A 21,853-nucleotide genomic window follows, 5' to 3' on the forward strand; every position below is an offset into this window, starting at 1 on the left:
CCTTAGCTATACACTTATCCAGGCGCAGCGAACGGTCCAGGCGCCTTCTTCTCGGGGGATAGCAACTCTTTCATGAAACGTGGTCTCGATAGCCGCAGGGGCAGGATTGTGTCCGGTACCGCCCTTGCCGTAACTGCCGCCGTCGTGGGTGCCGTCCTCAACCCGGGCATCACTACTGCCGAAGTGGATCTAAACGACGGCGGCGTTTGGGTGACCAACCTCTCGCAGGGCAAGGTGGGCCACCTCAACTACCCGTCCCGCACCCTCGACGGAGGCTTCATCGCTGGCAGCAATGCCTTCGACGTTCTGCAGCGGGATGCCACGGTACTGAACCACAACCAGGACCAGGGCACACTGAGCCAGGTCAGCGTCACGCAGGTCACCACCGGGGATGAGCAGGAACTTCCGGGCAGTGGACTGCCGCAGCTCGGCACCGACTACGTGCTGTCCACCAGCAGCGCCGAGGGAACCGTTCGCGCAGCACCGGTCACCGGCCTGGCCGGGTTCGCGAGCGAGGACTCCGCCCCGTTGCTGGAGGGTGCTCCCGGCGTTGCAGCGGCCATCACGGCACTCGACATCGTTGTCACTGCCGACCCCTCCACCGGCGCCATCACCGCGTGGGAGCCCGACGGCGAGGGCGGATTTAAGGAACGGTCGCGGCAGCAGACGGACGGCATCCGTAACGTCGAAGACCTCCAGCTCACCACGGTGGGCGATGAAGCAGTAGCGCTTGATCCGCAGTCGGGATCAGTGTTCCTGCCGGATGGCAAGACAATCGTCCTGCCCGACGCCGACGGCGCCCGCCTCCAGCAGAGCGGTCCCGCTTCCGACAACGTCGCTGTGGCGACGACGGGGGCACTGGTGAGCGTTCCGCTGGACGGTTCCGAACCGCAGTCCCAGCCTATTGAGACTCCGGCTGCTCCCTCCGCCCCTGTCCAGCAGGACGGCTGCGTGCACGCTGCCTGGGCGGGATCCGGTACCTACGTGCGAAATTGCGACGACGATTCAGGGGACGCCACCTCTAAAATCCCCTCCATCAGCGCCCAATCGGAACTGGTCTTCCGCACCAACCGCGACGTCGTCGTACTCAACGACATCCGCGGCGGCAGCATCTGGCTGGTGCAGCAGAATATGCAGCTGGTGCAGAACTGGGACGAGATCATCCCGCCTCCTGAGGAAGACGACCGGGAAGACGAGGAATCAGCCAGCGAAAGTCCCGTTAACACGCTGCCCGACCGCACCAAGGAAAACCAGGAACCGGTAGCGCAGGACGACGAGCTGGGTGCCCGCGTCGGTTCCACCACACTGCTTCCGGTGCTGGACAACGACTCGGATCCCGACGGCGACCTGCTTACCGTGACCGTGCCCGAGGGAATTCCCGACGTTGGTGCGGTGCAGCCGGTCTACGACGCGACCGGCCTGCAGGTGGTGCTCGGGGCGGACGTTCCTCCGGGCCGGCACACCTTCGACTACACCGTCGACGACGGCCGCGGCGGCCGAGATACCGCCACCGTCACCCTGAACGTCCGCTCCGCCGACGCCAATGAGCAGCCGGCGCAGAAGCGGAAGACCCGCATTGTGCTTGAGCAGGGCCAGAGCGCCAACCAGCACATTCTCTCGGACTGGACCGACGCGGACGGTGACGACCTGTATCTGCAGTCGGCGACCGCCACCACCCCCTCAGACAGTGCGAAGCACCGCGACGACGGACTGCTCACTTTCGCCGACGGCGGAGAGCAGATCGGTGAGAAGGAAGTGGCGATCACCGTCTCGGACGGCAGGGAAACCTCCGAAGGTGTGGTGATCGTCGACGTCGTTCCGCCCGGTGAGGTGCCGCCTGTGGCCAACCCCGACCACCTCACCGTCAACGCCGGCGAGGAACTCCTGGTCTCGCCGCTCGAGAACGACCTTGATCCCTCTGGCAGGGGCCTCCGCCTGACCCGGATTGTCGGCGGGGAAGGTGCGGAGGTCACGCCCAACTATGAGGTTGGCACCTTTACCTACCGCTCGGAAAAGCCCGGGCCCGTCTACCTCGACTACGTGGTTGCGAACGGCCCCGCGAGTGCGCCGGGCATCATCCGCATCGACGTGCTGCCCGAGGGCGGTGAAGCGGGAGCGCCCGTAGCGGTTCGGGACAGTGCGCTGCTGCCAACCGGCGGGCAGACGTTCGTCGACGTACTCGCCAACGACACTGACCCTGGGGGAGGAGTCCTCGTGGTGCAGTCCGTGTCGCTTCCCGCAGACTCCCCGGTCACTGTGGCCGTCCTGAGCCACAACATCCTGCGCATCAGCGACACCCGCGGACTCAAGGAGCGCATCAGCTTCACCTACAGCGTGTCCAATGGTCGGGAAAGCGCCACCGGTCAGGTTTCGGTTGTGCCGATTCCGGCGCCGGTGAAGCTGCAGCCGCCACGCGCTGCCGACGACGAAATAACTGTCCGCGCAGGCGACGTCGCCACCGTGGAAGTGCTGCGCAATGACACCCATCCCAACGGCGGCGAACTGACCCTCGACCCGGAACTTGTCGAGACGGTCGCACCCGCCCAGGGCTTGCTCGCGGTGTCCGGAAACACCCTCCGTTTCAAAGCGGTTACTACGCCGGGCACCTACCGCGCCGTCTACGCGGTACGCGGGCCGGACGGGCAGGAAGACTCGGCCTCGGTCAGTTTCCACGTCACCGCCGTTGACGAGGAGAACAATTCCCGGCCGCTACCCGAAACCGTCAAGGCCCGGGCTATCGCCGGAAACACCACCCGCATCCCCATCCCGTTGACGGGGATCGACCCGGACGGTGACTCGGTGTCGCTTGTCGGAATCGACCAGGCTCCCTCGAAGGGAACCGTGCGGGTTGGCGCCACCTTCATCGAGTACACCGCGGCCACCGATACCTCCGGCCAGGACTCGTTCAGCTACGTGGTGACCGACAGGTTCGGTGCACGCTCCACGGGAACGGTGTTGGTCGGCGTCGCCCTGCCGAGTACCGCAAACCAGGTTCCGGTGCCCGTGGATGACTTAGTGGATGTCCTGCCGGGACGCAACGTCACCGTGGACGTCCTGTCCAATGACTCCGATCCGGACGGCGATGCGCTCGCCCTTGCGCCGGACGGACTTGAGGCTGCCGAGGCTGTGTCGGCCGAGGTGCGCGATCACAAGGTCCGCTTCACATCGCCGCAGGAAACGGGCACAACCGCAGTCCGCTATACGGTCGACGACGCACGTGGCGGTACCGCAGTGGGAACCGTCCGGGTGCGGACCAGCCCGGACGCTCCTCGTCTGGCTCCGATCGCGCACGACGACCGGGTCTCCTTCCCGGAGACCCTCGGCAGGGCTGCCGTCGACGTTCCGGTTCTGGACAACGACACCGACCGTGACGGTTCCCCCGAGGAACTGGAGATCAGCTTCCCCGAGAAAACCGAAACCGCGTCTGTTCGGGCAGGCGAGGGCGGCACCAGCATCGTCAACGTGCAGTTGCTCCCGCAGGCCCAGACCATTGCCTACACAGTGACCGACATCGACGGCCTCAGGGGCACCGCATTCATCCACGTTCCGGGCCAGGCGAACCAGCCGCCGGCACTCCTGGATGCAGGGGCGCAGGAAGTGATGAGCGGTGAGGAGCTCGTACTCGACCTCGAGGAGCTCGTGGTGGTCCGTGAAGGGCGGTCCGTGCAGCTGACTGACGACGCAAAGGTCACTGCCGTCGCGTCGAATAATGAACCGCTGGTCCGGGACGCCACTACGCTGGTGTTCACCTCGGCTGACGACTATTCCGGAGCAGCCTCCGTCAACTTCGAGGTCACCGACGGAACCTCCGTGGACGACCCCGAGGGACTGAAGTCCATGCTGACGGTCAGCATCATGGTCCTTCCGGATCCCAACCGAAACCACGCCCCGGAGGCGCGGTCGGGTGAACTGCAGGTAGCCCAGGAGGAGAGCGCCTCCATTGACCTGGCCAAGCTCGCTTCGGACATCGACGAGGCAGACACTCTCGAGTTCTCCCTCTCAGGCGACACACCGTCGGGACTTGATGCCAGCCTGGACGGAACGGTCCTGACCGTGGCGGCAGGCTCAGCGCCGAAGAATCAAGTTCTCCCGATCAGCTTCTCCGTCACCGACGGCCGGAGTGACCCCGTGGAGGCGGCAATCAACGTAACGGTGGTCAGTTCCACGCGCCCGCTGGCAGTGGCGAACGACGACGTCGAGCAGGACGCCGTTCAGGGCGGACCGTGGTGATCAACGCTCTGGCCAACGACACCAATCCCTTCCCGGATTCGCCGTTGAAGCTCATCTCGGTCAACACCGAGACCGGCCTCGGGTCTGCAAGCGCCCAGGGGGACTCGGTCGCGGTCACACCCGCGGAGGATTTCGTCGGGACCATGGTGGTGCAGTACCGCATCGGTGACCGCACAAATGACCCTGAACGTGAAGTCGACGGACGTATCCGCCTGACCGTCAAGGGTGCGCCGGACGCGCCGTCCACACCGGCTGTAGGCGAAGTAAGCAGCGAGACGGTAGTCCTGTCCTGGGATCCGCCCGCCGACAACGGTTCCCGAATCACCGGCTACCGGGTCAGCGGCACCGGCGGCGTCAGCCAGGAGTGCCCTGCCACCACGTGCAGCATCACGGGACTGACCAACAACACCGAATACACCTTCACTGTCGTTGCAGTGAACGACGTCGGCGAGTCGCCGGCGTCGGGAGCCTCCGCTCCCGCCCGCCCGGACGAAAAGCCGTCCACACCGTCCGCGCCCCGCCTCGTCTTCGGTGACTCTTCCCTCACCGTGAACTGGGACGTGCCGCCCACCGAGGGTTCCCCGGTAGAGAGCTACGACCTCGAAATCTCGCCCGCGCCGCCTACCGGTGAATTCTCGAAGAGCGGCATCAGCGGCACCTCCACCGAATGGACGGGGCTGGAGAACGGGGTTCCGTACAAGGTCCGGGTGCGAGCGTTCAACAAAGCACCCGACCCGTCCGACTGGAGCGCCTACTCAGCCGCCGAGATTCCGGCGGGCGTACCGGCCGCCCCGGCCGCGCCCACCGCGCAGGTGTCGTCGCAGGGCGGATCAGAGAACTCAGTGCTCTCCGTGTCCTGGGCGCAGCCGAGCACCGCCGAGAAGAACGGCGCCGAGATCGAGAGCTACACCCTGACCACCCATCAGGACGGCAAGGCGCTGCGGTCCATGGAGTTGTCCGGGTCCGTCTTCAACACGACAGTCACGCTGCCCAACTCGCAGAGCCCCTACACCTTCACCCTTACCTCCACCAATAAGGCCGGCACGTCTGCGGCCAGTGCGCCGTCGGAACCGCGGCAGGCCGTCGGGGCGCCGGGCGCGGTGCCCAACGTCCAGGCCGTACCGGGGGACCGGCGGCTGACGGTTACGCACGGCCAGGCCCCGGGAAACGGCGCAACCGCAGCCCAGACCCGGTACGAGTACCAGTTGAACGGCGGAGGATTCTCTCCTCTGCCTGCGGACGGCGTCATCGGGGGCCTCAACAACGGAACCACCTACCGGGTAGGAGTCCGGGCTGTAAATACAGCCAACGGCGCCTCCCTCGCGGGGGAGCCGACGCAGTCCAACGAGGTGGTGCCGTTCGGCCGGCCGAATACGCCATCGATCAGTTCCTCTCCCTCCGGGGAGCAGGTGGTCTTCAACATAGGTCAAACCCCGGCCAACGGCAGGCCCGTCACCTCGGTGAAGTGGGAGGCTGCCGCTGCCGGGGGTGACGTCGGTGCCGGTGGTGGGCAGGTTACGTCCGGTAAGGCAGGCTACGAACGCGACGTGACCATCACGGTCACCGTGACGGACTCCGAAGGACAGCAATCAACCGCGACCGCCACTGGCCGTACCGGACCCTGGCCCACGAAGTACGCGACGGTGAATGACACCGACGCCACGGGCACCTGCGAGTACCCGGCGTCCGCCAACGACAAGCCGGCGAACAGGGCCAACTGCTCGGATGCAGGCGGCACCTGGCGGGTCGTCGGCTACAGGTTCCAGATCGAGTGCATGCGCCCGAACGGCGGTGTCTACCCGATCTACGAGATGCCGTCGCCGGGCCGTTTCACCCAAACAGGCAGCTCAAGCGAGTGGGTCAAGGCAATGAACGGCGGCTGGTACAAGGAGGTTGCCGTGGCAGCCGAACCAGGGGCCCGGACGTGCTCATGAACCGTGAAGACAACCTGAACGCCGGATCATCCAAACAAGTTTCACGAGAGCTTTCACGAGAACTCTCACGAGAAAAAGGAACAGAACGATCATGACTATGACCGCCGAACAGGCCACCTGGTTTGCCGGTACCTTCGACAAGCTTGTCGGCAACGTGGGACAGGCCGTTCTTGGCAAGTCGCAGGTGGTGCGGCTTGTTCTGACTGCCATGCTCGCCGAGGGGCATGTGCTGCTGGAGGATGCTCCGGGTACGGGGAAGACCATGCTCGCGCGTTCACTCGCTGCGACCGTCCAGGGCACCCATTCCCGCATCCAGTTCACCCCCGATCTGCTGCCCTCCGATGTCACCGGCATCACCATCTATGACCAGAAAACCCAGGAATTCGAGTTCCACAAGGGTCCCATCTTCGCCAACATCGTGCTCGCGGACGAGATCAACCGCGCATCTCCGAAGACCCAGTCGGCACTGCTTGAGGTCATGGAAGAGTCCCGGGTTACCGTCGACGGCACCAGCTACACGAATGACCGGCCGTTCATGGTCATCGCAACCCAGAACCCGATCGAGCAGGCAGGCACCTACCGGCTCCCCGAAGCGCAGCTCGATCGCTTCCTGATCAAGACGATGATCGGTTACCCCGACCACGCCTCAACCGTTCAGCTGCTCGGCGGATCCTCCACGCGTGACCGCTCGGCAGCACTGAACCCGATCATCACCACGCAGGCAGTGACCGACATGGCGGACCTCGCCACGGAGACCCACGTTGACCCGGCGGTCCTTGAATACATCTCCCGCCTGACGGAGGAGACCCGCACGGCTTCGGAAACCCGCCTCGGCGTGAGTGTCCGTGGCGCGTTGGCCATGGTTCGGGCGGCGAAGGTCTGGGCGGCCGGCCAAGGGCGGCACTATGTGCTTCCCGACGACGTCAAGGAGCTTGCGCCGTTTGTCTGGACGCACCGCTTCGTCATGGATCCCGAGGCGGAGTTCGCCGGCGCCACCGCCGAAGCGGTTCTCCGTCGGGTGCTTGCCGACGTTTCCGCACCGCAGCAACGCGCTACCGCCTGAGTTCCAACGAATCCATGTCCACGAGTACCGAAACCGAGCAGAAGCGCTCCTCGCGCCGGCGTCCTGCCGACTCTTCCCGCCGTCGTGCGGCTGCCCCTGCCAAGACTCCGAAGCGCACACGCAGGCCTGGACCGCAGTCCCGTCTGCACCCGGGATCACTGAGCCGGGAAGCCTGGCTGCTTGCGCGCTCGGCCGCTACGCCGGTCGTGGGAAGAGCCGCGGCGGGACTGAAGCGCTACTGCGGCCCGGTCCTCGGCGTTGTCAGCCCTCTGGGCTGGATCATCGCGGGAACGGTCGCAGCATTCTGGCTGGCCGGCGTCGTCTTCGGCTGGCGGGAAGCCCTTGTAGCCGCACTGCTCGGCACGGTGCTCTTTCTCCTGGCCGTGGGGTTCATCCTCGGCCGCTCCGCCTACGCGGTGGAGCTTGATCTGACGCGCACGCGCGTGGCGGTGGGGGACCGTGCCGTCGGAAGTGTTTCCGTCTCCAACACCTCCAGCAAGGCGCTGCTCCCGGCGTCGCTGGAGCTGCCGGTAGGCGCTGCGACGGCGATCTTCCACCTGCCCCGGCTGAAACCCGGCCAGTTGCACGAGGACCTCTTCACGATTCCCACCCAGCGCCGCGCCGTCATCGTGGTGGGTCCCGTCCGGTCAGTGCGCGCAGATCCGCTGAGCCTGCTGCGCCGCCAGGTCCTCTGGACCGAACCCACCGACCTTTTCGTGCATCCGCGGACAGTGGCACTGGTCGGTTCGGCAGCCGGCTTCATCAAGGACCTGGAAGGCCTGCCCACCAGGGAGCTTTCCAGCGCCGATGTCTCCTTCCACGCCCTGCGCGACTACGTTCCAGGTGACGACCGCCGTCACATCCACTGGAAGACGACTGCGCGCACGGGCCAGCTCATGGTCCGCCAGTTCGAGGAGACACGGCGGTCCCACCTTGCCGTTGCGCTCTCGACCAACACCCAGGAGTACAGCTCGGAGAATGAGTTCGAGCTCGGTGTATCCGTAGCCGGATCGATCGGGCTGCAGGCAATCCGCGAACAAAGGAACCTCAGCGTGCTGACCCAGGACGGGCCGCTGCGTTCGGAGACCGGGCGGAACCTCCTCGATGACATGACCCGCATCGAGGGACGGAGTACACGCCACACCGCTGTGGACCTCGCCCGCAGCACGGCGGACACCGTACCCAACGCGTCGGTAGTGTTCTTCGTCGTCGGGCCGCACGTGACACCCTCCCAGCTCCGGTCTGCCGCTGCCTCAATCCCGCCGGGCATCCGATGCATCGCCATCCGCTGCGTCGCAGACCAGGAACAGGGCCGCGCCACGATCGGTGATCTCACGGTCCTGACCCTGAACGACCTCTCCGACCTCCCCATGATCCTTCGAAAGGCAGCAGCATGAGCCGCAGGGCCGGGCGCAATCCCCGCCGCCTTCCCCGGAAACTGCAGGCGCTCATCGACGTGGGCGCGCTGACGGTCCTGCTGGGTATCGGCGTGCTCGGGTTCGGGCCCACTTTCGGCGGAGACCTGCGCTATCTGGTGTCGGGTTTTGGCGGCCTCGCCCTTGGTCTGGGCGCGGCCTGGTGCAGCGCGCGCTTCCGTTGGGGATTCTGGACCACGGCCGCGGTGCTGCTGGGTGCCTACCTGCTGCTCGGCCATGCCCTGGCAGCACCGGTCGAATCGTTCCTGGGCTTCCTGCCCACCCTTGAATCGCTGCGCGTCCTGATTGTGGGAATCGTCTTTTCCTGGAAGGACCTGCTGACCGTAGCCGACCCGGTAGGCATCGGCCGCGGCATGCTGGTGGTGCCCTTCCTTGCCACCCTGATCCTGTCTGCGGTAGCCGGCCTGCTCGCGTGGCGCCTGCGCACACCCTACTGGGTGCTGTTGCCCGTGCTTGGGCTGTTCGTGGTCAGCATTTCCTTCGGCACCAACCGCGCCTCCCTGCCGGAACTGCGCGGAATCCTCCTGATCGTGACGGCAACCGGGTGGCTGGCCTACCGGCGCGACATCGCGCGCACCGACGAAAATTCGGCCCTTTCCGCCTCCTCCCAGGACGACCCTGCCGCACAGGTCGTCAGCCGCAGCGGCCGGACGCGGCGGCTGGGACTGGGTGCTGCGGTGCTGGCAGCTGGAACGGCGATCACCCTCGTCATCAGTCCGGTGTTCGCCTCGGACGCTGACCGCGATGTACTGCGGGACGTCGTCGAGCCCCCAGTGGACCTCTTCGACTATCCCAGCCCCCTCACCAGCTTCCGCAAGTATGTGAAGGACCAATCGGAGGAGACCCTCCTGACAGTCCAGGGGCTGCCGGAGGGTCAGCGGATCCGCCTGGCCGCCATGGACGCCTACGACGGCGTGGTCTACAACGTGAACCCGCAGGCAGCGGGCAACTTCGCCCGGGTCGGCGACGCGCAGCAACTGGGCAGCACCGACGTCGCGGACGACGACGGCACGGTCGCGACGCTGGACATCACCATTGAGGGCTACAGCGGAGTGTGGCTGCCCTCCGGCGGTGAACTGCTGGGAGTGGACCTGAACGGGCCGCGCGCGCAGGAACTGAACCGTTCCCTGTACTACAACGACGACGCGCTGACCGCCCTTTCGACCACAGGTGTCCAGGAGGGGGACAGCTACTCCGTGAACGTGGTGTTCCCGGATGTCCCCAGTGACGAGGTCCTGACCCAGTACGATTTCGCCGACCTCAGCCTGCCCCGGGTCCAGAATGACCCGCCGGTCATCGCCTCGAAGGCCAGCGAGTACGTCGGTGAGGTCCCCGAACCCATCGAACGGGCGCGCCGGATCGAGCAGGTGCTCTCATCGCAGGGGTTCTTCAGCAACGGCAAGGACGGCGAAGCTCCCTCACTGCCCGGGCACGGCGCCGCCCGCATGCTCACCCTGCTCGACTCGGAGCAGATGGTCGGCGATGACGAACAATACGCCGTCTCCATGGCACTGATGGCACGCAAGCTCAACATTCCCGCCCGCGTGGTCATGGGCTTCTACCCGGACTGGGATGAGGTTGAGGATCCATCCGCTCCGATCGCGCTCACCGGCGAGGACGTCCACGCCTGGGTTGAAATCGCCTTCAACAATGCCGGTTGGGTTCCCTTTAACCCCACTCCGCCTGAGGACAACGAGCCCGTACCGCCCCAGCAGCAGCCCCGGTCCTCGCCGAAACCGCAGGTTCTGCAGCCGCCGCCGCCTCCGCAGGAGCCGGCCGAACTGCCGCCGGACTCCGCGCCGGAACCGCAGGACGCCGAAGAGCGCACCAAGGACTTCTGGGATGACTGGGGGCCGCTGATCCGCGCCATTGCGCTGGCGCTGATTCCGTTGGGCGTGCTGCTGCTACCGCTGCTGCTGATCGCCCTGCTGAAACTACGACGCCGGAAGCGGCGGGCGAACGACGGCGCGCCGTCACAGCGGGTCGGCGGTGGTTGGAGCGAGATCCTGAGCCTGGCCACTGATCTGGGCGCAGAGACCAACTCAAAGGCGACCCGTCGAGAGAGCGCTCGCGAACTCGGAGAGTCCTTCCCCGGCAGTGCAGTTTCCACCACCATGCTCGCCGAACGCGCCGACGCGAATATCTTCGCGGCGGGGGAGCCGAGCGAGCGGGAAGTGGAGGAGTACTGGAGCGCTGTCGATGCCTCGCTCAACGACATGCGGGGATCCGTGGGCTGGTTCGGCCGACAGCGGGCGCGTTTTTCCCCGCGTTCGCTCATCCGCGAAGCACGGCCCACCATGGAGCGTCGCCGCTCAGGTGCACCGACAGACGGGCGGGCAGCGGGCCTGGCAGGAGTTGTGCGAAGGCGGCGCCGGTGACAGCAGGGGAGCTGGGGTGCCCGCGCTGTTCCTCACGGGTTGCTTCCGGCACTGCTTATTGCGTGCGTTGCGGCGCTTCCATTCCCAATCGCGCCGCCCATGTCCGTACAGTGGACCCACCGGGTAGTGCTTCATACTCTGTTTCCCGGACGCTTGGTGAGGGAGGAACGCAGAGCGCCATGGCTCAGCTCAACCTTGAGAACGGATCGGCCGGAAAGCGGTTTGGGGCCAAACTCGTGGACGGGATTCCTGCTGCCCTGATCTCCGGGCTGGCGGTCGCCGTCGCGATGCCCCTGATCGGCTATGAGCAGGTATCGGCGAGTTCCGCGGTGCTGGACCTGAGCATGTTCTTCGTGGTCGCCGGAGCGGGTAACCTCCTCGCCCTGGGCTACTGGATCTTCCTGTGGGGCTGGGAAGCGAAAACCGGAAAGACCCTCGGGAACCTGCTGTTCGGAATCCGGACCACAAACCTCGAGGGATTCGCTCCCGGATGGCTCGCGGTTTTCCTGCGGAACCTCATCATCGGGCTTTCGGGGATCGTTCCGGTCATCGGCTTCGTGTTGGTGATGATTTCAAACCTGTTCGACGGCCCCGACCGCCGCCAGGGTTGGTACGACAAGGCTGGCCGGACCTTCGTCTTCGATGTCCGGCGCGGACGCAACCCGCTGCTCACCGGGGGAATCAACGGGCCGTCGTCGTTCGCGCCGCAGCCTCCTCCGCCAGCCCTCCAGCCCGTTTCATCACCGCTGGTTCAACGCGAGGCCGTGAGTGCTCCGATGGCTCCCGCACCGGCGCCGAGCGGGCCAAGCGCTTTGGCCCCCGAGAAGGTGCCGACCGGCCGGACAGCACCGCTGATACCGGACCTTGAACCCACACACCCGGACGAGGAAGCTGGGCAGACCGTCGTGACCCGGCGGGCCAAGCCCAGGGGAGTGCGCATACGCCTTGATGACGGGCGGGACCTGGTGTTGACGTCCGCTGCCCTGATCGGCCGCAACCCTGCAGCAAAAGAGACGGAAACCGCGGAGCTGATCCCGGTGCAGGATGAGGGGCGCTCCGTCTCCAAGACCCACCTGCACCTCCGGGTGGAGGACGGACGGCTCTGGGTTACCGACCGGCACTCGACAAATGGGAGCGCCGTCACCGGTGTGAACGGGGACCGGACTACACTTGCCGGCGGACATCCGTACTGGGCAGAGCCCGGCTCGACCGTCCATTTCGGCGACCGCAGCTTCCAGGTGGAGCAGGCATGAACGCACCGGTAGAAGCAAAGGATTGGGATATCAAACTCACCGTCGGGTACGCGTCGGATCGCGGCCTCAAGCGTCAACTGAACGAAGATTCCCTGATCGCGGTTGAACCGATTTTCGCCGTCGCCGACGGCATGGGCGGACACGAAGCCGGAGAGATAGCCAGCGGCATCTGCGTTCGCACGCTTGGTGAAAGCAGCATCATCGGCACGCATGCCCCGCGCTTCTCTGCCGCCGACCTCGAGGAACTCCTCCAGTCGGCAGACGAGCATATCCGCGCCGAAACCGGCGGCCGGGCCGGAACAACACTGTCCGGCGTCGTCTTCGTTGAGGAGTCCGGCATGCCGTACTGGCTTTTCTTCAACGTGGGTGATTCGCGCACGTACCGCCTCAGCCAGGGCCGGTTCGGCCAGATTTCCGTTGATCACTCCGAGGTTCAGGAACTGGTGGACCGCGGCCACATCACCCAGGAACAGGCGGCTGGCCATCCGCGCAGGCATGTCATCACGCGCGCCCTGGGCACCGGCGACGATTCCGAGGCCGACTACTGGCTCATGCCGGTCGAGATGGGAGACCGCATCCTCATCTGTTCCGACGGCCTCAGCACCGAACTGTCGGAGGAACAGATCTACGCAGTGCTCAGCTCGGTGGCGAATCCCCAGCAGGCAGCCGATGAGCTGGTCCAGGAGACCCTGCGCCACGGAGCCCGCGACAATGTCACCGTAATCGTGGTGGATGCCCACGGTGTCGACGGCGACGATCTCCAGACCACGGCCCCGCGCCTGCTCGACCCGGAGGCAGAGCGTTCGTGAATGCGGTTCGTTACCAGCCGGGAGGCGACTGGCTGGGAATTGTGCGCGCCGGTGCGGTTGTCCTTCTCCCGTCCTCGACGGATCAGGGCATGCTCGACCGGTTGTGGAGCAGGCTGGCGGACACGGTCGACCTGCAGTCGGTGCTGCAGCTCGTGAGCGGCGGGTTCGGCCAGGGGCTGGCCTCCATGCCGCCCTTCGCCGTCGTTCTCTTCTCCGACCGGCTACATGCCGTGCTGCGTGGTTCGGTTCGGCTTACGGTGGGCGAGGGGGACGACGCCGTCGAACTCTCCGGTGAGCACGTCACCACCTGGACGGAACGCATTTTCGACGCCGGGGAACCGAACTTCACGCTGCGGGCAGGAAACGGTTACCGCTCATCGGATGGCGGGCCGGACTCCGGGCACCTGCTGACGCTCGAAGCGGGCATGATGCAGACCTCCCTGGTCACTGCGGGCCCTGCCCCCGCACCCTGGGTGGCGGTCGCGCCCCTGGCGAATGAGCCGGTGGTGGTTGCCGGTGTTGCTGAAACCGATCTCCACCAAACGGATCCGGAGAAGGCGGCCACTGGAGCAGCGGAGGCCGAGGAACTCGCGACGATCAATCCGGCGCTCTTCCTGGGCACGGACGGTTCCCACGACGACCCTGCTGACGGCACCGCTGATGACGCCGCAGAAGACACTGCGGTCGGCTTTACGGACGGCACAGAGGCCACCGTCTACCCGTCCGCAGCCTTGGCACAGGAAGAGCCGAGCCAGGGCGACGACCCCGACCTGGAGACAACCGGGTACGACCATTTGTGGGACCGCACTGTGGTCCGGAGGGTCGAGGACGCTGCCGTACGGCCGGCGGACAACGAGGACGAGGAACCAGCGCCGGAACCGGGCGGACCTGCATCGCGGGCGACTGAGTCGCCGTCGCAAGATGAGCCGTCCGCGGCACATGAAGCTTCCGCGCCCCGGGTGGAGGCCCAGCCGGCAGTGCCGGCCCCTGCGCCTACACCGGTCCCGCCGTCCGCGCCTGGGCTGATTGACTCCGTGCCATGGGCGCGCAAGAGCACGACGCCGCTTCCGCCGGCCGCGACCGCCGACGTCGTCCCTCCGCTCTCAGCGCCGGTTTCGGCCGTGCCGCCCGCCCCAGCCCCGGCCCCCATCCAGCCTCTGACCATGCCGGCAAACTCCCTGCCGGTAAACTCCCTGCCGGCGACGCAGGCCATGGATTCCGCAAACCTGGACGACCACGACGGCCAGACGATCATGCGCAGCGACCTGCAGCAGGCCGCTGCTGCCCCCATACCGGCACCCGCGGATTCCCGTCCCGGAACCGGCCCCATGGTGCTGGCACGCCTCTGCGGACAGGGGCACGCCAACCCACCGGAAGCATCAACGTGCGGCGTCTGTTCGTCGCCTCTCACCAACGAGCCGCAGGAGGTGCGCCGGCCGAGCTTGGGCACCATGCGCATCTCCACGGGAGAGGTCGTGGAGCTGGACCAGCCGCTGGTCATCGGGAGGCAGCCGTCCGTTTCACGTGTGCAGGGCAAGGGCATGCCAAAGCTGATCCAGGTCACCAGCGCGGGCGGGGATATCTCCCGCTCGCATGTCGAGGTGCGGCTGGACGGTTGGCACGTGCTGCTGTGCGACCTCCGGGCCACCAACGGAACCGTGCTGATCCGCCCGGGCCAGGCGCCCCGGCGCCTCGGAGAGGGTGAGAGTGCAATCCTGCTCGACGGCGATGTTGCACAGCTCGGTGACGACGTCTTCCTCCGCTTCGAGGGCCTGCGATGAGTTCACGGCGCGCCGCCGCCCCACCCCCGCACATCCCCGGATACCGGTACATCAGCCTGCTCGGCTCGGGCGGCTTCTCCGACGTCTACCTCTACGAGCAGGACCGGCCCCGCCGCCGCGTAGCCGTGAAGGTGCTGGTGTCCGGCCTGCTTACGGAGGGGGCCCGCCGGGCGTTCGAGTCCGAGGCCAACCTGATGGCCCAGCTCTCCACGCACCCCTACATCGTGACCATCTACGAGGCCAACATCACCGATGACGGACACTCGTACCTCGCGATGGAGTACTGCTCCCGTCCAAGCCTCGATGTCCGGTACCGCCGCGGACGGCTGTCCCTCGCCGAGACGCTCACGATCGGGATCCAGGTAGCCTCAGCCGTGGAGTCGGCGCACCGGGCGGGCATTGTTCACCGCGACATCAAGCCGGCCAACATCCTGGTGACCGACTACGGCCGCCCCGCGCTCACCGACTTCGGTATCTCCGGAACCACCGACGGCAGCGGCGACGAAGACATGGGAATGTCCATCCCGTGGTCACCGCCCGAGGCGTTCGCGGGCGGCAGCATCGACGGCGTGCGCATGGACGTGTGGTCGCTGGGCGCCACCCTCTACACGCTGCTTGCGGGCAGGTCGCCCTTCGTGTTCCCCGGCATGGACAACTCCCAGCGCCAGCTGATGGACCGCATCAGATCCATGCCGCTGGCCTCCATCGGCCGCGACGACGTGCCGCAGTCGCTGGAACTGGCGCTGTCCACCGCCATGGCGAAGAACCCCGCCTCGCGCTACAGCTCCGCCCATTCCTTCGCGCTCACCCTGCAGCGCATCCAGACCGAACTCGGTATCGCGGTCACCCCGTTCGAAGTGCTTGACGACGCCGAGCACATTCAGGACGAGGACGACGACGTCGAGGCCACCCGGGTGCGCAAGGTCGTCTCCATCGACCCCGAGTCACCCACCTTCTCGCCGACCTTCCCGACGGCGACGGGTACCGCGCCCTCGCGGGCGCTCCAACGGGACGTGCCCACTTTCGGTGCCCCGCCGTCGTCGTCATCTCCCACCCAGGGCACCCAGCCGGCACCGCCCGCCTTCCGGCCCGACCCGGCAGCGGATGAGGAAACGGCGGACCACGCCTGGCGCGACCGCACCGTGCTGCGCGGCAGTGCGGCGCACACGGACTCGGTGCGGATGGACACCACGATCAACCGTCCGGCCCCCAGCGTCGCGGAGGAGGACGAGGCCCACGAAGAGCCGCGGCGGAAGCGCGGGCCGCTCGTGGGAATCCTCGTGGGAGTGGGCGTGCTAGCCGCCGCGGCGATCGGCGCTGCCGCCGTCGTCAACGGCCAGTCCGGGGAGGACCCGGTGGTCACCGCACCCACGCAGGCACCGCCGGACGCCCTCGCCGGAGTGGAAGGTGTGGTTCCGCCGCCCGCAGACATCAAGGCAGCCCAATCGGGGAACAACGTGGTGTTCACGTGGACCAACTCCGACCCGCTGGAAGGCGATGTCTACCGGTTCCGTACCGTCACCGTGCAGGACGAGGGCGAGTGGAAGCGGACAGTGCAGACAGAAGCGCCCGTCGTGGCCAACCCGGACGGCCAAACGTGCGCTGATATACAGATAGTGCGGGCCAACGGGACCGCATCGGAGCCTGAACGTGCTTGCTGGCCCGAGTGATGGAAAGGGAATACACGTGGGGGAACTGGCGATCGATTTCTGCGGCGAGTGGCATGAGCCGAAGGATGACGGTCCGTTCAATATCGGCAGGGAGGGCGACCTCGAGGTAGACGACAACCCGTACCTGCACCGCAAGTTCCTTCAGATCGCCCGCCAAAACGGGATCTGGTGGCTCAGCAACGTCGGCACCATGCTTTCCGCCACGGTTGCGGACACCACCGGCGGCATGCAGGCCTGGGTGGCCCCGGGAGCGCGCATCCCGCTGGTGTTCGGGCAGACGCGGGTTGTGTTCACGGCCGGCCCCACCACCTACGAATTCGACGTCCACCTCAAGACCCCGCCCTTCCGCCAGGAACGCCAGGTCGACGACGACGGATCCGGCACCACCACGATCGGCCCGGTCCGCTTCACCGATTCCCAGCGCGCCCTGATCGTTGCGCTCGCCGAACCGATGCTGCGCCGTGAAGGCACCGGATTCAGTTCCATTCCGTCCTCGGCGGCTGCCGCGAAGCGGCTGGGCTGGGCGCTCACCAAGTTCAACCGCAAGCTCGACAACGTGTGCGACAAGCTGGACCGCGTGGGCGTCGTGGGCCTGCGCGGGGGAGGCGGCAAGCTCGCCACCAACCGCCGCGCCCGCTTGGTGGAGCACGCAGTGACCTCGCACATCGTCACGCCTGAGGATCTGCACCTGCTGGAAACCATGAAAGGCAAGGCGGACGAGGACTGACGCTGCCGCCGTCGTCCTCGCTTCTGTACCGCCTGCCCACGTCACCCCTTACCGAAACCGGAGTGTTCCCGTATGAAGCTGCGCCTCACCCTGCGGCGTGACCCCGACCCCGCGAAGGATCTCGCCGTAACAGTGGATGGGTTGGCGACGGTGCGCGATGTAGCCCATGAGCTGTATGTCGCGGATCCGGGACGTGCCGGGGCGCAGCCGCCGGGAGACCTGTCGCTGACGGTCGAGGAGTCCTATGTGGCCGGCGGCATGCGCGGACGCACCCTCAACCCGGCGGTGAGTCTCTTCGAATCCGGCCTGCGGCCGGGCTCCACGGTGACCATCAGCCGGGTCAGCGACCAGTTCAACGTGCCCGGACAGGACCGTGGACCGGCCGTGGCCACCCTGCGCGTGCTGTCCGGTCCCGACGCCGGCAAGGAGTTCTCGCTGCCCGCCGGCGCCAGCTATCTGGGCCGCGACCGTAACTCGGACATCCGTTTCTCGGACCCGATGATGTCCAAGCGCCATGCGCGGATCAACGTGGGCGACGGCATCGAGATCATCGACACGAACTCTGCCAACGGGCTGCTCATGGGCGGCACCAGGGTCACCCGGACGTCGCTGACCTCCGCCGATGAAGTGACCCTGGGGGACACGACCATTGCCGTGGTGCCCCTGACCCGCGGCTATTCCGCAGACCCCACGAATCCCGTCATCGAGTTCAACCGCTCACCCCGTGTGGTGCCGGCGTTCGATGAGAAGCCGCGCCAACTCCCGGCGGGGCCGCGCCGCCCCAACCCGATGCGCTTTCCCTACCTGCTGCTAATCGCGCCGATACTGCTGGGCGGCATCATGTTCTCGATTACGCGCAGCCCCTTCAGCCTGATCTTCGTCCTGATGATGCCGATGATCCTCGTCGGCAGCTACCTGGACCAGAGGATCAACGCCGAGCGCACCTTCAAGGAAGCCGTCGCACAGTTCCGTGACGCGATGGCGTTCTTCCGCAGCGACATCGAACGGACCCGCAAGGTGGAGCGCGCGGTCCGGCATGCCGAGGCGCCGTCCGTGGCCGATACCGTCGATGCCATCTACAAACTCGGGCCGCTGCTGTGGACACACCGGCCTGAGCACGATTCCTTCCTGACCCTGCGCTTCGGGACCGGGCGGGCGCCGTCCCGCATCGAAATTTCGGAGCCCGCCGGATCCGATACGCTGCCGGAGTTCTCCGAGGAGATCCGCGACACTGCCGAAGAGTTCGCGTACATCGACGACGTACCGATCGTCGCGAACCTGCGCCTGTCAGGTGCACTCGGCGTGGCCGGGGCACGGGGAACTGTCGACGACGTCGCACGTGGCCTCGTGATCCAGGCGATCGGTCTGCACTCGCCGGCTGAGCTGGCGGTGGTGGCCCTGACCTCGGTCCAGTCCAAGGAGCGGTGGTCCTGGCTCCAGTGGCTGCCGCACACAGGGTCGGTGCACAGCCCGCTGACCGGAGACCACCTCGCCGCAGGTCCCGCAGCGGGCGGACTGCTGCTCTCCCGGCTCGAGGACCTGGTGTCGGTCCGCGCCCGCGAGCGGAGCGGTACCGCCTTGCGGGGGCGCGTCGACGCGAAGCGCGAAATTCAGCTGCCCTCTCCCGTCACACCCTCCGTGCTGGTCATCGTTGAAGACGATGTGACGGTGGACCGCGCGCGCCTGACCCGCATCGCGGAGGCAGGGGCCGACGTCGGCGTCCACGTGCTGTGGATCGCGGGCACGGTAGCCGCCCTGCCGGCCGCCTGCCGCGACTTCCTGTTCGTCGACTCCGACAGCGCCAACGTCAGCGGCCAGGTGCGCCTCGGCGAACTTTCGACGCCGGTGAGCTGCGAGAGCGTGGATCTGGAGCTGGCGGGTCAGCTTGCCCGGATGCTGACTCCCGTCGTCGATATCGGAAAGCCCGTCGAGGACGACTCCGACCTTCCCCGTGCCGTGTCCTACGTGACCCTCGCGGGCCACGAACTGGTTGAGACGACGGCGGCAGTTGCCGACCGCTGGACCGAGAACAACTCGGTGGCATCCCGGGCAGTACCCAACCGGAAGCACCAGGGGTCACTGCGGGCGCTGGTGGGGTCCAAGGGCGTAGAGCCCATGTACCTGGACCTCAAGACGGAGGGGCCGCACGCCCTCGTCGGAGGAACCACGGGCGCCGGAAAGTCCGAGTTCCTGCAGTCCTGGGTCCTGGGAATGGCGGCTGCCTACAGCCCTGACCGGCTCAGCTTCCTGTTCGTCGACTACAAGGGCGGGGCTGCCTTCGCCGACTGCGTGAACCTGCCCCATACCGTCGGCCTGGTCACTGACCTTTCTCCCCACCTTGTGCGCCGTGCGCTGACTTCCCTGCGGGCGGAACTGCACTACCGCGAGCACCTGTTCAACCGGAAGAAGGCCAAGGACCTGCTTGCAATGGAGCGGGAGGCCGATCCGGAGACACCTCCATCGCTCGTGATTGTGGTGGATGAGTTCGCGGCCCTTGCCCGCGAGGTGCCGGAGTTCGTGGACGGCGTAGTGGACATCGCCGCGCGAGGCCGTTCGCTCGGCCTGCACCTGATCCTGGCGACACAGCGGCCGTCGGGTGTCATCAAGGACAACTTGCGTGCCAATACGAACCTCCGCATCGCCCTGCGCATGGCTGACACCGACGATTCGCAGGACATCCTCGGTATCCCGATGGCTGCCTACTTCAGCCCTTCCATTCCCGGCCGCGGCGCCGCGAAGACCGGCCCGGGCCGCATCCAGAGCTTCCAGACCGGCTATGCCGGCGGTTGGACTACGCGGACTCCTGCCCGGCCGCGCATCGACGTCGTCGAAATGAACTTCGGCTCCGGCGTGCGCTGGGAATCAGCCGCCGACGGTGAGGTTGCCGATCCGGGTGGCCCGAATGACATCGCACGCATTGTGCGTAACGTTTCGCAGGCGGCGCTGGAACTGGGTATCAAGCCGCCCCGCAAACCCTGGCTCGCTGAGCTGGCTGAGGCCTACGACTTCTCGAAGCTGCCGAACCCTCGCACGGATGAATCACTGCTGCTCGGCGTGGTTGACGACCCGCAGCACCAGGCGCAGCCCACCGTGTTCTACCACCCCGATACCGACGGGAACCTGGCGATCCTCGGTTCCGGCGGCTCGGGCAAGTCAACTGCGCTGCGCACGGTTGCCATCGGTTCGGCGGTCACGGTGCGAGGCGGCCCGGTCCAGGTCTACGGCATCGACTGCGCGTCCAACGGCCTGCAGATGCTCGCTCAACTGCCGCACGTCGGGGCAATTCTCGACGGCGAAGACTCCGAGCGCATCGGCCGCCTGCTGAGGTACCTGCGCGGGATCATCAACGAGCGCGCCGACCGGTTCGCCGAGGTGCGGGCCGGAACGATCACCGAGTACCGCCGCCTCGCCGGCCGCCCGGATGAGCCGAGGATCCTGCTCCTGGTGGACGGAATCACCACGTTCCGCGAGACCTACGAATTCAAGGGCCGTGACCGGCACTTCGAGCTGTTCCAGCAGATCGCAACCGACGGCCGCCCAATGGGGGTCCACGTAGTGGTGACGGGTGAGCGCACCAACTCACTGCCGCCGTCGTTGGCGTCCTCCATCAGCCGCCGGATTGTCCTGCGGATGGCAGGCAAGGACGACTACTCGACGCTCGGGGTGCCCCGCGATGTCCTGTCGAGCTCCTCCCCGCCGGGGCGCGGTCTGTTTGACGGGCTCGAGGTGCAGCTTGCGGTCTTCGGAGGTAACGCCAACCTCGAGCTCCAGGCACGCGAGCTCGAACGGATGCGCGACGCAATGGTGCGCCAGGGTGTACCTCAGGCACCCGGCGTGCTCAGCCTCCCCGAGTCGATCGAACTCGACGTCCTGCCGCCCGGGAACAGCGGAATGGCCGTCATCGGTGTTGATGACTTCAACCTCGAGCCGGCCGCCGTACCGGCATCAGGCGCCTTCATGGTCTCCGGTCCGCCCGGCTCCGGCCGGACTGTGGCACTGGTGACCCTTGCCGCGGCGCTGCAGAAGTCGTCGCCGTCGGTAAAGCGCATCTACCTCGGTGCCCGCAGGTCGACCGTGGCATCGCTTGGCGTGTGGGACGAGGCGTACGCGACGCCGGCGCTGGTCCAGCCGGAACTCTCCCGGTTGGCTTCCCTTGTGGAGGGACCGGAAGGTTCCGTGGCGTTCTTCATCGAGGGGGTTACGGAGTTCACCGACTCCCTGGCCGAACTCGAACTGTCCACGCTGGTCAAGGCCGCAGTCAAAGCCGGCCAATGGGTAGTAGGGGAGGCTGAGACCTCAACCTGGTCCAGTGCCTGGAACCTGTCCGGTCCATTCAAGTCGGGACGGCGCGGTCTGCTGCTGAATCCCAATGAGCTCGACGGCGACACCCTCCTGAACACATCGCTGGGCAGGACAGCGGGCAACCGGTTCATTCCCGGACGCGGGTACGTGATTGGGAGGGGCAAGGCCTACAAGCTCCAGGTGGCAACCGCCATGGGCGCACTCGATTGATGGGGATCCGTGCTTGGGTAGTACTCCTTGGGGAGTCCTGCTTGGGGAGCGGTCCTTGGG

The 21,853-nt window shown here is 66.7% G+C and carries 11 protein-coding genes; all 11 read left to right on the forward strand.

Annotation, left to right across the window (positions count from 1 at the left end; genetic code table 11):
* The first annotated feature begins 72 nt into the window (after positions 1-72).
* The 11 genes from GC088_RS05135 to GC088_RS05185 all read left to right on the forward strand — a co-directional run bounded on the left by GC088_RS05135 (position 73) and on the right by GC088_RS05185 (position 21,793).
* A complete protein-coding gene (locus GC088_RS05135) occupies positions 73-4,230 on the forward strand; it encodes an Ig-like domain-containing protein (protein ID WP_323961079.1) in 4,158 nt (1,385 codons plus the stop codon).
* A complete protein-coding gene (locus tag GC088_RS05140) occupies positions 4,224-6,164 on the forward strand; it encodes a fibronectin type III domain-containing protein (RefSeq protein WP_323961081.1) in 1,941 nt (646 codons plus the stop codon). The genes GC088_RS05135 and GC088_RS05140 overlap by 7 nt, the downstream gene beginning before the upstream one ends.
* Before the next feature lie 91 nt (positions 6,165-6,255).
* Positions 6,256-7,227 carry an AAA family ATPase gene (locus GC088_RS05145; protein ID WP_323961083.1) on the forward strand — a complete coding sequence of 324 codons (972 nt, stop codon included), beginning with the start codon at positions 6,256-6,258 and terminating at the stop codon, positions 7,225-7,227.
* Positions 7,228-7,241: 14 nt separating this feature from the next.
* Positions 7,242-8,624, forward strand: coding sequence for a DUF58 domain-containing protein (locus GC088_RS05150; RefSeq protein WP_323961084.1), 1,383 nt, complete (start codon positions 7,242-7,244; stop codon positions 8,622-8,624).
* Positions 8,621-11,041, forward strand: coding sequence for a transglutaminase TgpA family protein (locus tag GC088_RS05155; protein WP_323961086.1), 2,421 nt, complete (start codon positions 8,621-8,623; stop codon positions 11,039-11,041). Before GC088_RS05150 ends, GC088_RS05155 begins: the two co-directional genes overlap by 4 nt.
* 179 nt (positions 11,042-11,220) lie before the next feature.
* Positions 11,221-12,294 (forward strand): RDD family protein, encoded by a 1,074-nt coding sequence (locus tag GC088_RS05160; RefSeq protein WP_323961087.1) that lies wholly within the window; start codon positions 11,221-11,223, stop codon positions 12,292-12,294.
* Entirely contained in the window at positions 12,291-13,103 is an 813-nt protein-coding gene (locus tag GC088_RS05165) for a PP2C family protein-serine/threonine phosphatase (protein ID WP_323961088.1), read from the forward strand. The genes GC088_RS05160 and GC088_RS05165 overlap by 4 nt, the downstream gene beginning before the upstream one ends.
* Entirely contained in the window at positions 13,100-14,884 is a 1,785-nt protein-coding gene (locus GC088_RS05170) for an FHA domain-containing protein (RefSeq protein WP_323961090.1), read from the forward strand. The genes GC088_RS05165 and GC088_RS05170 overlap by 4 nt, the downstream gene beginning before the upstream one ends.
* Positions 14,881-16,554: a serine/threonine-protein kinase gene (locus tag GC088_RS05175; RefSeq protein ID WP_323961092.1), complete on the forward strand. Its 1,674-nt coding sequence runs from the start codon at positions 14,881-14,883 to the stop codon at positions 16,552-16,554. Before GC088_RS05170 ends, GC088_RS05175 begins: the two co-directional genes overlap by 4 nt.
* Positions 16,555-16,570: 16 nt before the next feature.
* Complete coding sequence (locus GC088_RS05180; protein WP_323961094.1) at positions 16,571-17,281, forward strand: flagellar basal body rod protein FlgC; 711 nt, start codon at positions 16,571-16,573, stop codon at positions 17,279-17,281.
* A 72-nt stretch (positions 17,282-17,353) separates the two neighbouring features.
* On the forward strand, positions 17,354-21,793 hold the full coding sequence (locus tag GC088_RS05185) for a type VII secretion EssC family protein (RefSeq protein ID WP_323961096.1): 4,440 nt from the start codon (positions 17,354-17,356) through the stop codon (positions 21,791-21,793).
* The last annotated feature ends 60 nt before the right edge of the window (positions 21,794-21,853 follow it).

The organism is Arthrobacter sp. JZ12 (assembly GCF_035189165.1).
GTDB lineage: Bacteria > Actinomycetota > Actinomycetes > Actinomycetales > Micrococcaceae > Arthrobacter_D.

Bases quoted from the DNA above. Each gene is read 5' to 3' on its own strand.
- GC088_RS05175 (WP_323961092.1), top strand. From the start codon at position 14,881: ATGAGTTCACGGCGCGCCGCCGCCCCACCCCCGCACATCCCCGGATAC.
- GC088_RS05155 (WP_323961086.1), top strand. From the start codon at position 8,621: ATGAGCCGCAGGGCCGGGCGCAATCCCCGCCGCCTTCCCCGGAAACTG.
- GC088_RS05160 (WP_323961087.1), top strand. From the start codon at position 11,221: ATGGCTCAGCTCAACCTTGAGAACGGATCGGCCGGAAAGCGGTTTGGG.
- GC088_RS05145 (WP_323961083.1), top strand. From the start codon at position 6,256: ATGACTATGACCGCCGAACAGGCCACCTGGTTTGCCGGTACCTTCGAC.
- GC088_RS05185 (WP_323961096.1), top strand. From the start codon at position 17,354: ATGAAGCTGCGCCTCACCCTGCGGCGTGACCCCGACCCCGCGAAGGAT.
- GC088_RS05165 (WP_323961088.1), top strand. From the start codon at position 12,291: ATGAACGCACCGGTAGAAGCAAAGGATTGGGATATCAAACTCACCGTC.
- GC088_RS05150 (WP_323961084.1), top strand. From the start codon at position 7,242: ATGTCCACGAGTACCGAAACCGAGCAGAAGCGCTCCTCGCGCCGGCGT.
- GC088_RS05135 (WP_323961079.1), top strand. From the start codon at position 73: ATGAAACGTGGTCTCGATAGCCGCAGGGGCAGGATTGTGTCCGGTACC.